We start from the raw sequence: 14,186 nt of genomic DNA, 5'->3' as shown, positions 1-14,186 counted from the left end.
TAACAATTATATTTCTGTTATCAAATTAAGTTCCTTGCTCTGCCCTTAATTTAACAGTATCTGAAATAAAAAAAGCCTTTGGGAATTTCCAAAGGCTTTTTCATGTAATCCTAGTAATAAACAAGGAATTATTTTTCTTTTCTTTCTAATAGTGCCATGTAGAATCCATCAAATCCAGATTCAGAAGCCAATAGCTTTTGATCTTTGATAAAAGTAAATTCTTTACCAATTTCAGTTTTTAGGAAATGTTGTATTTGTTCCTGATTTTCAGAAGGCAATACAGAACAAGTAGCATAAACCAATTTACCACCTGGTTTTACAATTTTAGAATAGTTTTCTAAAACTTCCGCTTGTGTTTTTTTGATATTATCAATAAACTCTGGCATCAATTTCCATTTTGCATCAGGATTTCTTTTTAGAACTCCTAAGCCACTACAAGGTGCATCAATTAAAACACGGTCTGCTTTTTCGTGTAATTTTTTAATGACTTTCGTACTGTCAATAATACGGTATTCTATATTAAAAGCACCATTTCTCTTTGCTCTTAATTTCAACTGCTTTAATTTACTTTCGTATAAATCCATTGCAATCAGCTGTCCTTTATTTTCCATTAAAGAAGCTAAGTGTAATGTTTTACCTCCAGCACCTGCGCAAGTATCTACTACACGCATACCCGGTTGTACATCAAGAAAACGAGCAACTAATTGAGAAGAGGCATCCTGTACTTCAAATAAACCTTCTTTGAAAGCATCTGTTAAAAATACATTTGCTCTTTCTTTTAAAGCAAGTCCATCAGGCTGATCTTTTAAAGTCTCTGTGTCGATATCTAAATCCATCAATCGAGCTCTTAATTGCTCACGAGTAGATTTTAAAGTATTTACACGCAAAATTACTCTTGCTTGTTGATTTTGAGCTGAAATTTCTTTAGACCATAAGTCTTCTCCTAATTCTTTAACACCCAATTCATCCATCCAATCTGGAATAGATTCTCTATACTTTCTGATTTTTGATAATTCTTCAAAACGACCTTTTATTTTTCGAGCAGGTGTACCCTCAAGTTGTCTCCAGTCTGGAATTGTGTATCCTCTTAAAACAGCCCAAACAGCAAAAACTCTCCATAGATTATCTCTATCAAAAGGCTCTTTAACTTCAGCTATTTCTGTATATAGTCTTTTCCATCGCACGATTTCATAAATTGTTTCTGCAACAAATTTTCTATCATGACTTCCCCAACGTTTGTCTTTTTTTAATGCTCTTGCTACTACTTTATCCGCATACTCTTTTTCATTGAATATGGCATTTAACGAATCTATTGTAGTGTAAACTAAATTTCTGTGTAATCTCATTTTCTGTAATTGAACGGCAAAGGTATTCTTTTTTTACTTAAAAGTTAACAGTTAGTTGTGTTGTTAATATGCAATTGGGCCTGAAAATGGTGTAAAAAGTAAAATAGAATAAAAAAACACATCCTTTGGAGATGTGTTTTTAACTTTGGGTGATTTAAAATATGATTCTTTTATCTTCTTCCGCTGTTGTTAGAGGAACGTCCACCTTCATTAGAGGTATTCGAACTGCGGCTTGTATTGTTGCTTCTAGACTCGCTTACATTAGAGCTTCTTTGTGAATTATTAGAAGATCTTGTGGTATTGGTATTTCCTTCTGATCGAGTAGAAGTTGTATTCGTTGTTCTGCTTGGAGCAGTATAGGTCGAATTATTGCTTGTAGACCTAGTGGTATTTGTAGATCTAGTAGGCGTTGTATACGTTTGATTTGTACTTTCACTTGTATTTGATCTCGTACTATTATTAGTATTGTTTGTAGATCTCGTAGGTGTTGTATATGTTTGATTATCAGAACGTGTTGTGTTATTGTTTGTGGATCTCGTCGTATTATTCGTAGATCTTGTTGTATTTGAATCTGATGTTCTATTTCCAGAGTTTGAACTTCTACTACTATTATTATCACTTCTATTTGAAGTATATTGGCCATTACGGTTTCCACTGTTACTGCTACGATCTAATTCATAACGATTCGTTACATTAGAATTTCTATTCGTGAATGAACGATCAGGATATTGATTCTCATAAGCATTACCACGAGTAGAACCATAGTTATAATTATCTCTTCGGTTACTTGTATAAGTATATCGGTTATTTACGTTGATGTGAACGTTTATATTTCTTCTATATCGGTTCACAGAGTAAGGTTTCCATCCATAATAATAGCTAGGTTGATACCCCCAATACCAAGGAGAATAATAAGGACTGTAGTTACTTACCCAAAATACATTGTAAATTACGGGTGTATGTACATATACTGGCTCATAAATATAATTAGAGCCATACATATAACTGTTCCCAATTACCTGTACTTGAATACGGCTATCACGGTCACGATTTACATCAATTGTTGCGACATCCTGAAATAGATCTTGTCCTATTACTGCTTGAATAGTTATATAGTGAGAATTACTGTTTACAGTTTCAATTACTCTCAAGTAATCTACTTGATTGTCACCGTTTAAATCTAAATTGGAAATTTGAATGTTAGGATCATTCAATCGTCTTTCAAAATCCTGTAAATTATCAGAATCTCCAAAAATAGAAGCTACTGCTTTAAGGTCAAGATTATCACTAATGTCATAGCTTTTTGCTCTAACGGTTGTTCTAGTTTGTGCAGCACAAGAAGTAATTGTGATAAATACTAAGAACAGGGACAGTATGGATAGTTTATTTTTCATGATCTTCTTAATGTTTTGTTTTTTAGTCTTTTGACTGTTATTTTCGAAATGGGTTTTTATCTATTGGTCAATAAACCAATTTCTGTGCCAATAATTTTTGTTTTGGCTTTGGATAAAAAAAATAGGATATAAATAACAAACAATTAAGATTCATAATTAATTATTTTGAAAAAAACCTTAAGTTTGAAGAATAAGAAAAACCAATTGAATTGGCACGTTTTAGCTAAATACAAAGATGAAATTTAAAGAAAGTATTCAACAAATAATTCGATTTACCGCCTTAACACTGGGCGTAATTCTTGTTGTACTTTTATCCTGTACGGTTCGGAAATCAATTCAAACCTATTTAGATATTCCAGTTGTTTCTGTGACCAATGTTTCTAAAACAGCATTGAATACAATAAGTCATTGTTCTTTGGAAGAAAAAGTTGAAGGAATTCAGTCTATTCAGAAAGTGCCCGATTGTATTATTCTATTCTTATTATTGCCGGTTGTAGGAACACTATTTTTACAAAAAACAACCCATTCAAATCTCCATTCGAAAGATCAATTCTTTTCATGGTTTACACTACCAAAATACATTCTGTATCAAAAAATGAAAATCTTAGCTTGATTCTATTCTTTTTTAGAAGGATATAATTATGTTAGAATCTGATTTTCAGATAATTTTCAAACCGTCTTAATCCCATGGATATAGGACATAGCAATGTATATACACATGAATAATACTGTAAAAATGACAAACAAACAGTCCTATAATACAACGGGACTTTTTATGCTTTCCATTCGTTTAGTGGTGGGCTGGACTTACTTCTCTGCCTTTTGGAGGAGATTAGTTTTAGAGAATAAATTAGATCCTGAAGCTGCAGGATATATTGGCGAAAAATTCAATCATTTTTTACCCAATGCATTAGGAATCCAATCGATGATTGAATATTTAGTGACACATGAAGCCGTATTATGGTGGTTTATGGTTGCCTTTACCATTATTGAAGGAATAGCAGGACTATTGTTTATGCTTGGCTTATATACGCGCCTAATGAGTGCCATTGTTTTTGGTCTGGCCATGGGGATTCTTTTGGGTGCTGGATGGCTGGGAACAACTTGTTTGGATGAATGGCAAATAGGAATATTAGGAATAGCCGCTGGTTTTTCAATATTTCTATCCGGTAGTGGAAAGCATTCATTAGATTATGTATTGGCAAAAAATAAGCCTAAACTAAGTGCCAAGAAATGGTTTCTTTGGATGACATCAGGTGAATTACCTTTAAAAGATAAGATGTTGCAAAAAATAGCAGTGATTGGTGCGATTGCTATTTTCGGACTAACCTTGTACACGAATCAATATTTTCATGGAGGAGTATGGGGAACGCTTCATAATAAATCGGTAAAACCATTGGTTACAATTAATGATGCTAAAATTGAAAATGGAAAACTATCTTTTGAAGTTAATCGAGTAGAAGGAGCAGATGTGTATGGTTCATTCCTGATTGGTGTTACAATAAAAGATGCTTCGGGAACAGTAATTGTTAATCATGATGGAAAACAATTATCAATGATAGCACCTTCTATGATTAAGAATAAATATGTAGCGAAGGTTAAACCCGGAAAACATAGTTTGATTATTCCCTTAGGAGCAAAAGCAATGTTGACCTTTCAAGACGATGAATTAAAAAACATAGGCAAAGGACAATATCATTTAGAATTAACAGATATCAGTGGAATTGTTTGGAAATCTACTATAGTATTATAATTGAAAAAGCCCTTGATAATTGTTGTCAAGGGCTTTTTTATATAGAGTAGATTCTTATTTTTTAAGAATATTAGCTCGGTTATATTCCCAGTTCATTCGGGCGATATTTAAAACGGAAATTCCTTGAGGGCATTCTACTTCGCAGGCTTCTGTATTAGAACAATGTCCAAAACCTTCAAAGTCCATTTGAGCAACCATTTTTAAAACTCTTTTTTCTCGTTCTTCTTTACCTTGTGGTAATTGTGCTAAGTGACTGATTTTTGCTGACGTAAAAAGTGCTGCACTACCATTTTTGCAGGTAGCAACACATGCACCACAACCAATACAAGCAGCAGAATCGAAAGCAGCTTCAGCATTTTCATGAGTAATTGCTATTGTATTTGCTTCAGGAGCCTGACCTGTATTTACAGAAATAAAACCACCAGCACCAATAATTCGGTCAAAAGCAGAACGATCTACCTTTAAGTCTTTTTTTACTTTAAATACTTGTGTACTTAATGGTTCAATAATAATGGTTTCTCCATCTGAAAATTCACGCATGTGAAGCTGACAAGTTGTAATATGTTCAATAGGACCATGTGCAATACCATTGATAAGTACACCACATTGGCCACAAATTCCTTCACGGCAATCATGATCAAACTCAATGGCTTCTTCTCCTTGTAAAATTAGTTTTTCATTTAAGGTATCTAGCATTTCCAGAAACGACATATGAGAATTGACATTGTCTAAGGTATAATCAATTAATTTTCCCTCAGATTTTTGGTCTTTTTGTCTCCAAATTTTAAGATCTAATTTCATAATTTTTATTTTTATCAGAAATAGAGTAGCGATGAAACTACTGTTTTCTTTGATTTTATTTATAACTTCTTACAATAGGTTGTACTGTTTCAAAGTGTAGATTTTCTTTGTGTAAAGCAGCTTCTTGTTCTGCACCAAGCCATTCCCAAGCGGAGATAAAACTGAAATCAGCATCATTCCGTAAGGCTTCTCCATCGGGAGTTTGATATTCTTCTCTAAAGTGCGCACCACAGGATTCATTACGGGTTATAGCATCTTGGCACATTAGCTCACCAATTTCAAGATAATCAGCAACACGACCTGCTTTTTCTAGTTCAGCATTCATGTTCTCCATAGTACCAGGAACATGTACTTCTTTATAGAAAGCAACCCTCAATTGACGAATTTCTGTTATAGCTTCCTTTAATCCTTTTTCAGTACGTAACAAACCACATTTGTCATATAGGATTTTACCCAATTGTTTATGGAAGTAATCGACTGTTTTGTTTCCTTTAATTTGTAATAACAATTGTAATTGATCTGTTACATTTTTCTCTGCCTTTTCAAATTCAGGATGATCCGTTGAGATTTTACCTGTATGTATTTCTGTAGAAAGGTAATTGGATAAAGTGTACGGAATAATGAAATATCCATCAACACAAGCCTGCAACAATGAATTAGCCCCCAAACGATTGGCACCATGATCTGCAAAATTAGCTTCACCTGCGGCAAATAATCCAGGAATTGTGGTCATTAATTCATAATCTACCCATAAACCACCCATAGAAAAGTGAGCTGCAGGAGAAATCATCATCGGCTCTTCGTATGCGTTTATGTCTGTGATTTTTCGATACATGTCGAATAGATTTCCGTATTTCTCTTTGATTTTTGCAATTCCTTGTTCTCTTATCGCTTTAGAAAAATCCAGATATACAGCATTCTTTTGTGTTCCAACACCAAATCCTGCATCAATACGTTCTTTTGCTGCGCGAGAAGAAATATCTCTAGGAGCAAGGTTACCAAAGGCTGGGTAACGACGCTCTAAGTAATAATCGCGTTCTTCCTCTGGGATGTCATTGGCAATTCTAGTTTCATTTTCTTTCAAAGGCACCCAGATTCTTCCATCATTACGTAATGATTCTGACATCAATGTAAGTTTGGATTGATAATCTCCTGATTGCGGTAAGGAAGTAGGGTGGATTTGAGTCCAACTTGGACTCGCCATCAATGCTCCTTTTTTATGGGCACGCCATATAGCAGAACCATTACATCCCATTGCTAATGTAGAAAGGTAATAGATTTTACCAAAACCACCAGAGGCCATTACAACCGCATGAGCAGCATGTCGTTCTATTTTTCCCGTATCTAGATTTCTTGCGATTATGCCACGTGCTTTACCGTCAATAATTACTAAATCGAGCATTTCATGACGTGTAAATACGGAAACTGTACCCGCTGCTTCTTGACGCATTAAAGCTTGATAGGAACCTAATAATAGTTGCTGTCCTGTTTGTCCTCTGGCGTAAAATGTACGACTGACTTGTACACCACCAAAAGAACGATTGTTTAAATAACCACCGTATTCACGTCCAAAGGGAACCCCTTGTGCTACTGCTTGATCGATTAAGTTTAATGAACATTGTGCCAGACGATATACATTGGCTTCACGAGCTCTGAAGTCACCACCTTTTAACGTATCCACAAACATTCGGAATACATTATCACCATCATTTTTATAGTTCTTAGAAGCATTTACACCACCTTGAGCAGCAACAGAGTGAGCACGTCGAGCAGAATCCTGAAAACAGAAACTTTTTACGTTATAGCCCATTTCTCCTAATGAAGCAGCAGCGGCACTTCCTGCCAAACCTGTTCCAATAACAATAACATCTAATTTTTTTCGATTGGCTGGATTAACCAATTTGGCGTGACTTTTATAGTAATCCCATTTGTTCTCTAATGGACCATCGGGTATTTTAGAATTTAATTTCATAGCGCTAGTTTTTTGTAATAAAAATGTAGATCGGTATTATGGCAAACCCAAGGGAGATACCAATTGAATATACTGTCCCAAAGTATTTTAACCAACGTACATATTTTGGATGATACACACCCAATGTACGGCAGGCACTATAGAATCCGTGGAGTAAATGATAGCCTAAAGCAATCATACAGACCACATACAGAATTACGTATCCAATATTGTTATAAGCATTGATTACAACAGTATATAAATCTTTTTTACCCCATTGATCCAAGGGAACAGTTCCAAATTTATAGACGTACCAAAAGTCTTTAAAATGAATCACTAAGAAGATTAATAGAATCGTTCCTAATATTCCCATGTTTCTACTGTACCATTTACTAGCTCTACCGCGTTTATCTTTTTTAAAAGACCCACCAGATTTCGTATTTCGAAGTGTTATGATTAATGCATATAATGCATGGCCAATAAGGCTGAGGTATAATACATAGGAAATTATTTTAATTACGATATTACCCGATAGTAAATCAGAATAATAATTAAATTGTTCTTGTCCCTTCTCCCCGGGAATAAACAACTGCATATTCCCTAAAAAATGTATAATGAGGAAAAAACAGAGAAATAATCCCGTGAGGGCCATTATAATTTTTTTTGTCAAAGTTGTATTTTGCATTTTGTTTTCGTTTTGATTAATAAACCCCTATAATTTTCATCCACCCACCACCTACGATCATATAAATAAGCAGTAATGCCACACCAGTAGCTAGGCCTTTGAGCCACCAACTTTTTAGATCGACATAACCACTACCAAAGAATACGGGAGCAGGGCCATGGCCATAATGCGTTAATGTTCCATATAATGAGCCACAGAATCCTAGAATAAAAGCTAATAATAAACCCGGTATTCCTACAGATATACCTACGGCTAATAAAGCAGCATACATGGCAGCAACGTGAGCGGTTGCACTAGCAAATAAATAATGACTTAGGAAGTACACTCCAACAATTACAGGAAAGGCAATTTGCCAACTCATATCTCCAATTTGTAATTTGATTATATTACTGAACCAGCTAATGAATCCTAGTTCGTTCAATGAACTTGCCATCATAACCAAAGTAGAGAACCAAACAATGGTATCCCAAGCTCCTTTTTCAGCTTTGACATCTTCCCAAGTTAATACAGAAGTTAGTAATAGAAGGACTAATCCAATGAAAGCAGTTGTTGTAGCATCAATACTGAATAAATCACCTGTAATCCATAGAAAAAGAAGAATGAAGAAAGCTAATAACATCAACCATTCATTTCGGGATACAGGTCCCATTTCTTTTAATTTTTCCTTAGCTAACTTAGGTGCATCGCCTGTTTTCTTTAATTCTGGAGGGTATATTTTATATAATAATAATGGAATGACTAAGAAAGCTACAATACCCGGTACGATAGCAGCTTCTGCCCATGACATCCAAGTAATAGTAATTCCTAAATCGGCAGCAAATTTTTGACACATTGGATTACTAGCTGTACCTGTTAAGAACATTGATGAGGTGATTAGGTTCATGTTATAACTACTAAGGGTTAAATAAGAACCTAGCTTTCGATGGGTTTCTGGTTTATCAGGATCAGATCCAAAGCTCAAAGACATTGATTTCATAATAGGATAAATAATTCCACCACCACGTGCTGTATTACTTGGTATAGCAGGTGCCAACATTAAATCGGCTAGTCCTAACCCATAAGCTAATCCTAATGAACTTTTACCAAATAGTCGGATGAATAAATAAGCAATTCTATTTCCCAATCCCGTTTTAATAAAACCACGAGCAATAAAAAACGAAATACCAATTAACCAAATTACTTTATCACCAAAACTACGTAAGGCTAATGAGATTGATTTTCCGGGATTACCAGGAGCAAGAACACCAGATACGGCAACCATAGCGATTGCCATCATACACATTGTTCCCATGCTTGCCGCTTTTAGAATAATTCCCAAGATGGTCGCTAAGAAAATGGCTAGTAAATGCCAAGCTTCTGGGGTTACACCATCGGGTACTGGAATTACCCATATAATGAGTCCAAATACTACTGTGATCAGTAGACGTAGAGGTTGTATTTCTTTCATGATATTTTGATTTTATTTATAATCGAGTTTGTACTTGAAGAATGAATAGTTTATTATTGTAAGTAGTAGTATTTACAATATTTCGTTCATATTGATCGATTTGTACGCCTAATTGGATTCGAGCATTATAATCTTTCAGGAATTCGAAATTTAACATGGGTAGCCAAGTTTGACGTACATTAGATTCTAATCGGTAATTGGTATCAAAATTTTCATAACGACAAGAAAATTCGACAGAAGTTAATCGATGTGATTTGATTTCGTAGCGTAGATTAGGTAATACATAAAAACCACGCATTTGATATTTGCTAATTTGTGGAAGACGATCAATAGGCTCCATCTTGAAATACATATTATGATTGGTTGCCTGTTTTGCTTCTACTTGCATTTCTAAAAACAGATTATCTTGTAGTTTAAATTCCGCTGTAGCATCTATACCCACAGCATATACTTTTTTATCAAAAACTTCTCCGACACCACCATTCAAACCTAGATTAATTTTGTTTTTTTGTGTTAATCCAAATACAAATCGGCCTGTATATTGTTTACCATTATCCTTATCCGCATTTTGATTACGACCATTACCATTAAAGACAGTCAGAGCATATGAAAAAGGCATTTCTTTAAGCTTAACTTTACCGGATATACCAACACCTATTTGGAAACTCTCCCAACCATTATTCCCAAATTCATAGTACTGGTTGGAAAAATCCATTGATTTTATAATATCAATAGGGTAGGTATTTTCTAAACCAAATGTAGGACGAAACTGTCCTGCAGTGATTTTGATATAAGGATTTAAGATGTACGTTAAGTAAGCATTTTCAAGTACCTTATTTTTAGGATCCGACTTGAAATCAGCTAAGTTCATCAACAAGGCAACTTCAGTACGATCACTTATAATTGCTTTTACTTGTATACGAGCACGTTTCACATCAAATGAGTTGTTTACGGCATCTTGATCACTATGATGCAATCCATTAATGTCTACATCATCACTCATTCCTGTGAGATAACGTGCTTGGAATAAACCTTTAAAGACAAATTTTGGTTGAGGTAATTCTTTTTTAATAGTGTCATTTGTTTTTAACTCTGTTTGTGCAAACAGAGTAATGGTATTGAAGAGCAACAATACTAAAATGAATAAACTAAAAGTTTTGAGGTGGTGTGGGGTTTTGGGGATCATATATTGGTTATTTATATTGTATAAAAAGAAAATAATTTGATTTCCGAAGTAGTGAGGTTTGTGCACTACTATTGAATGATTTTACTTCTTTTAAAATAGGATAATGATTGTATTACGGTACAAAATTAGTTAGCATAACAACTATTAAAAATGATATTTATCATGTGATAATAGTATTTTAATTTTGAAAGAGAAATCCTTATAAATTGATTCATAGCCACGGTATTGTAGGTTAGTAATTTAATACACTTCGTTGGTGGTATTATTCGGATTTGTTTTAAAGAATCAACAGAAATGTAAATTTTTTAAATATTTATTTTTAAATTAACGTTAATTCGGTTTTTATGTGTTAAAAAAGTTAATTTAACAGTAAATATAACTCATTTTTTGGGTACGTTAACATTTTTAGTTTGTTTTTTTGGTTTTTAGAATCATTCAAAATTGATGTGTTTTTCTTATCAAAATGATACGAAAGGAATCAAGGAATTAATTACATTAGCGTATTCAATTAAAAAAATAAATAATGAAACAATTCAGAAGAAAGCTTGGACTTGTATTAGCATTATTATGCAATACTTTTTTTATTCAGGCACAGCAAGCTGAAGGTAGTAACCAACATTTGTTTGACGATATTATGTATCGTAGAGGAAATGAATTCCGTTCTGCCTCAGGGGTACCAGGACCGAATTATTGGCAAAATGCTGCCGATTATGTTATAGAAGCTGAGCTTGATGATAAAACTAATATTTTGAAAGGGAAAGTAACTATGACCTATCATAATAATAGTCCAGAAGCTTTAGAGTATATCTGGTTGTATGTGGAACAAAACCGCTTTACAGAAGATTCTAGAGGAACATTGACAACTCCACCACAAGGGAATCGCTATGAAGGCGATACAGATGGTGGATTGAAACTTACTAATATAGCTGCAAAAGTAGGACATTCAGATTCGTATGCGAAACATATTATTTCTGATACTCGTATGCAGATTTTCTTTAAAGAACCTATTCCTGCGAAAGGAGGAAAAGCTACCGTTTCAATGGATTTTGAATTTAAAATTCCAAGAGAAGGTATGGATCGTATGGGACAATTTGATACTAAAAAAGGAACCGTATATTCTATTGCACAATGGTATCCTAGAGTAGCGGTATTTGATGATGTAGTAGGGTGGAATACAGAGCCATATTTAGGAGCTGGAGAGTTTTACTTAGAATATGGTAATTACGATTATAAAATAACAGTGCCTTACGATCATATTGTGGGTGGTTCTGGAGAATTAGTAAATGCCTCTGAAGTATTGACCAAAGAGCAAATAAGTAGATTGAAAAAAGCAGAAAACAGCGATAAAACAGTTTACATTATTACACCTGATGAGGTGGGTAATACTAAAATTACTAGACCAAAACAAAGTGGAAAATTGACGTGGCATTTTAAGATGGAAAATTCTCGTGATGTGGCTTTTGGTACTTCTAAATCCTTTATTTGGGATGCAGCAAGAATTAACCTTCCAAGTGGTAAGAAATCAATAGCACAATCTGTTTATCCAAAAGAAAGTGATGGACAAAATGCATGGTCACGTTCTACAGAATACACAAAAGGAGCTATTGAACATTACTCAAAAACATGGTTTGAATATCCTTATCCTGCAGCAGTAAATGTAGCTTCAAATGCAGGAGGAATGGAATATCCAGGACTTTCATTTTGTGGTTACAAATCTACAGGAGGATCACTATGGGGAGTTACAGATCATGAATTTGGTCACAACTGGTTTCCAATGATTGTAGGTTCAAACGAGCGTCGTTATGCTTGGATGGATGAAGGATTTAATAGTTTCATTAATTACTATAGTACTATTCAATTTAATAAAGGAGAATACATCAAAGAAAATTCATCTAATAGAAGCTCTGTTGGGTGGTTAAAATGGACAAAACGCGAAGGAATTGATACCTATCCTGATATTGCCCAAAATAGAAATTTAGGTTACGTAGCTTATTATAAACCAGCAGCGGGTATGATTATGTTGCGTGAATATATTTTAGGACCAGAACGTTTTGATACTGCTTTCAAAATGTATATTAAAACATGGGCATACAAGCATCCACAACCTTCGGACTTCTTTAACAGCATGGATAATATTGCAGGAGAAAATCTGAACTGGTTTTGGAGAGGATGGTTTGCAGGAACAGGAAATATCGATTTAGGTGTTACTGATGTTGTGAAGAAAGATAAAAGTAGTTTGATTACGTTTGAAAATTATGGTATACCGATGCCCGTTCTTTTTGAAATTACATATGAAGGTGGTGCTAAAGAAAGAAAAACACTTCCTGTTGAGGTTTGGCAAAAAAACAACAAATGGGACTACTTGGTTAAAAACGATAAAAAAATTATAAAAGTAGAAATTGATCCTGATAAAGTTCTTCCAGATGTAGAAGGAAATAATGATATTTGGGCGATAACTAAATAATAACTATTCGGCAATTTTACACTAGTAAGGTTGCCGATTTTATATTACATCAATGAAACATCCTTTATATTTAGCCATACTCTTTGTTGGTTTATTTTCATGTAAGAATGAATCCAAAACGGAAGATTTAAATACAGAAATAGTATATAATCAAATTAGTGTAGATACCTTATATCAAGATACAATCAGTATTCGAGCAATAGCAATTGATAGCAATCGTGTATGGTATGCTGGTAATCACGGACAATATGGATATCGAGATTTTAAGAAAGAAAAGAACTTTAAAGGTATCGTTGCAAAAGATTCCTTAGCCTTAGAGTTTAGAGCCATTGCACAGACTAAAACAGATGTGTTTATTCTGACTGTAGGCAATCCTGCTTTATTGTATAAAATTTCAAAAGATGGAACTGAGAACCGATTAGTATATCAGGAACACGATGAAAAAGTATTCTATGATAGTATGCAGTTTTGGAATAATAAAGAAGGCATAGCTATGGGAGATCCTATGAATGGTTGTCTTTCAATCATCGTTACAACCGATGGTGGAGAAACTTGGGTAAAAAAGAGTTGTGAAGGTTTACCAAAAATAGAAGAAGGAGAAGGCGCTTTTGCTGCAAGTAATACCAATTTAATTATTCGTGGAGATAAAACTTGGATGGTTACAGGAGGTAAAAAATCTAGAATATTTGTATCTACCGATAAAGCTAAAACATGGAAAGCTTATCAAACGCCTATTACGGAAGGAAAAACAATGACAGGTATTTTTTCAGCCGATTTTTATGATCAAAATCAAGGTATTATTGTAGGTGGAGATTATGAAAAACAACAAGATAATTTCAGTAATAAAGCGATTACTACTAATGGAGGTAAATCATGGGAACTGATCGCAGATAAATCAGCTTTTGGATATACTTCTTGTGTACAATATGTTCCTAATACTAATGGTAAAGGAATTGTAACAGTGGGGGCTTCAGGATTGTATTATTCGGCAGATGGGGGAACAAGTTGGAAACAACTGAGTACGGATAAAGAGCTTTATACCATTCGCTTTCAAAACGAGACTACGGCTATTGCAGCAGGAAAAAATAAAATTATACGGATTAATTTTAAAGCATAAAAAAAAGGGAGCACAGAGCTCCCTTCTTTTTTGGGTATTGTT

Annotated in this window: 11 protein-coding genes; 4 read left to right on the top strand and 7 right to left on the bottom strand. The window is 34.1% G+C overall.

Annotated features, from left to right (window positions below; genetic code table 11):
• Positions 1–128: 128 nt before the first annotated feature.
• Both P6733_RS06080 and P6733_RS06075 read right to left on the bottom strand, forming a co-directional pair.
• Positions 129–1,346 (bottom strand): RsmB/NOP family class I SAM-dependent RNA methyltransferase, encoded by a 1,218-nt coding sequence (locus P6733_RS06080; protein WP_306350976.1) that lies wholly within the window; start codon positions 1,344–1,346, stop codon positions 129–131.
• Between the two features lie 170 nt (positions 1,347–1,516).
• On the bottom strand, positions 1,517–2,740 hold the full coding sequence (locus tag P6733_RS06075) for a hypothetical protein (RefSeq protein ID WP_306350974.1): 1,224 nt from the start codon (positions 2,738–2,740) through the stop codon (positions 1,517–1,519).
• 235 nt (positions 2,741–2,975) lie between these two features.
• Between P6733_RS06075 and P6733_RS06070 the strand changes: the two genes are divergently transcribed.
• Positions 2,976–3,353: a hypothetical protein gene (locus P6733_RS06070; protein WP_306350972.1), complete on the top strand. Its 378-nt coding sequence runs from the start codon at positions 2,976–2,978 to the stop codon at positions 3,351–3,353.
• A gap of 105 nt (positions 3,354–3,458) precedes the next feature.
• Complete coding sequence (locus P6733_RS06065; RefSeq protein WP_306350970.1) at positions 3,459–4,493, top strand: TQO small subunit DoxD; 1,035 nt, start codon at positions 3,459–3,461, stop codon at positions 4,491–4,493.
• Positions 4,494–4,547: 54 nt separating this feature from the next.
• Here the strand turns inward: P6733_RS06065 and P6733_RS06060 are convergent, their stop codons facing one another.
• Genes P6733_RS06060 through P6733_RS06040 form a run of 5 tightly spaced genes read right to left on the bottom strand, consistent with a single transcriptional unit; the run spans position 4,548 to position 10,563 of the window.
• Positions 4,548–5,294: a succinate dehydrogenase/fumarate reductase iron-sulfur subunit gene (locus P6733_RS06060; protein WP_306350968.1), complete on the bottom strand. Its 747-nt coding sequence runs from the start codon at positions 5,292–5,294 to the stop codon at positions 4,548–4,550.
• A 55-nt stretch (positions 5,295–5,349) separates the two neighbouring features.
• Positions 5,350–7,266 carry a fumarate reductase/succinate dehydrogenase flavoprotein subunit gene (locus P6733_RS06055; RefSeq protein ID WP_306350967.1) on the bottom strand — a complete coding sequence of 639 codons (1,917 nt, stop codon included), beginning with the start codon at positions 7,264–7,266 and terminating at the stop codon, positions 5,350–5,352.
• Between the two features lie 4 nt (positions 7,267–7,270).
• Positions 7,271–7,930 (bottom strand): succinate dehydrogenase cytochrome b subunit, encoded by a 660-nt coding sequence (locus P6733_RS06050; RefSeq protein ID WP_306350965.1) that lies wholly within the window; start codon positions 7,928–7,930, stop codon positions 7,271–7,273.
• Between the two features lie 16 nt (positions 7,931–7,946).
• On the bottom strand, positions 7,947–9,377 hold the full coding sequence (locus tag P6733_RS06045) for an anion permease (protein ID WP_306350963.1): 1,431 nt from the start codon (positions 9,375–9,377) through the stop codon (positions 7,947–7,949).
• Positions 9,378–9,393: 16 nt separating this feature from the next.
• Positions 9,394–10,563, bottom strand: coding sequence for a porin (locus P6733_RS06040; protein WP_306350961.1), 1,170 nt, complete (start codon positions 10,561–10,563; stop codon positions 9,394–9,396).
• Between the two features lie 523 nt (positions 10,564–11,086).
• Here P6733_RS06040 and P6733_RS06035 point away from each other — a divergent pair.
• Both P6733_RS06035 and P6733_RS06030 read left to right on the top strand, forming a co-directional pair.
• Positions 11,087–13,027 (top strand): M1 family metallopeptidase, encoded by a 1,941-nt coding sequence (locus tag P6733_RS06035; RefSeq protein WP_306350959.1) that lies wholly within the window; start codon positions 11,087–11,089, stop codon positions 13,025–13,027.
• A gap of 52 nt (positions 13,028–13,079) precedes the next feature.
• Entirely contained in the window at positions 13,080–14,144 is a 1,065-nt protein-coding gene (locus P6733_RS06030; RefSeq protein ID WP_306350957.1) for a WD40/YVTN/BNR-like repeat-containing protein, read from the top strand.
• Positions 14,145–14,186 lie beyond the last annotated feature (42 nt).

Origin of the sequence: Flavobacterium aerium, from assembly GCF_030766725.1 — a bacterium.
Classification (GTDB): domain Bacteria; phylum Bacteroidota; class Bacteroidia; order Flavobacteriales; family Flavobacteriaceae; genus Flavobacterium; species Flavobacterium aerium.
Note: the sequence above shows the minus strand (reverse complement) of the source record. Positions and strands in the feature narration are given on the sequence as shown.

Excerpts from the sequence above, each read along its gene's own strand:
- P6733_RS06075 (WP_306350974.1), bottom strand. The coding sequence starts at position 2,740 with ATGAAAAATAAACTATCCATACTGTCCCTGTTCTTAGTATTTATCACA.
- P6733_RS06035 (WP_306350959.1), top strand. The coding sequence starts at position 11,087 with ATGAAACAATTCAGAAGAAAGCTTGGACTTGTATTAGCATTATTATGC.
- P6733_RS06050 (WP_306350965.1), bottom strand. The coding sequence starts at position 7,930 with ATGCAAAATACAACTTTGACAAAAAAAATTATAATGGCCCTCACGGGA.
- P6733_RS06055 (WP_306350967.1), bottom strand. The coding sequence starts at position 7,266 with ATGAAATTAAATTCTAAAATACCCGATGGTCCATTAGAGAACAAATGG.
- P6733_RS06060 (WP_306350968.1), bottom strand. The coding sequence starts at position 5,294 with ATGAAATTAGATCTTAAAATTTGGAGACAAAAAGACCAAAAATCTGAG.
- P6733_RS06045 (WP_306350963.1), bottom strand. The coding sequence starts at position 9,377 with ATGAAAGAAATACAACCTCTACGTCTACTGATCACAGTAGTATTTGGA.
- P6733_RS06080 (WP_306350976.1), bottom strand. The coding sequence starts at position 1,346 with ATGAGATTACACAGAAATTTAGTTTACACTACAATAGATTCGTTAAAT.
- P6733_RS06030 (WP_306350957.1), top strand. The coding sequence starts at position 13,080 with ATGAAACATCCTTTATATTTAGCCATACTCTTTGTTGGTTTATTTTCA.
- P6733_RS06040 (WP_306350961.1), bottom strand. The coding sequence starts at position 10,563 with ATGATCCCCAAAACCCCACACCACCTCAAAACTTTTAGTTTATTCATT.
- P6733_RS06065 (WP_306350970.1), top strand. The coding sequence starts at position 3,459 with ATGAATAATACTGTAAAAATGACAAACAAACAGTCCTATAATACAACG.
- P6733_RS06070 (WP_306350972.1), top strand. The coding sequence starts at position 2,976 with ATGAAATTTAAAGAAAGTATTCAACAAATAATTCGATTTACCGCCTTA.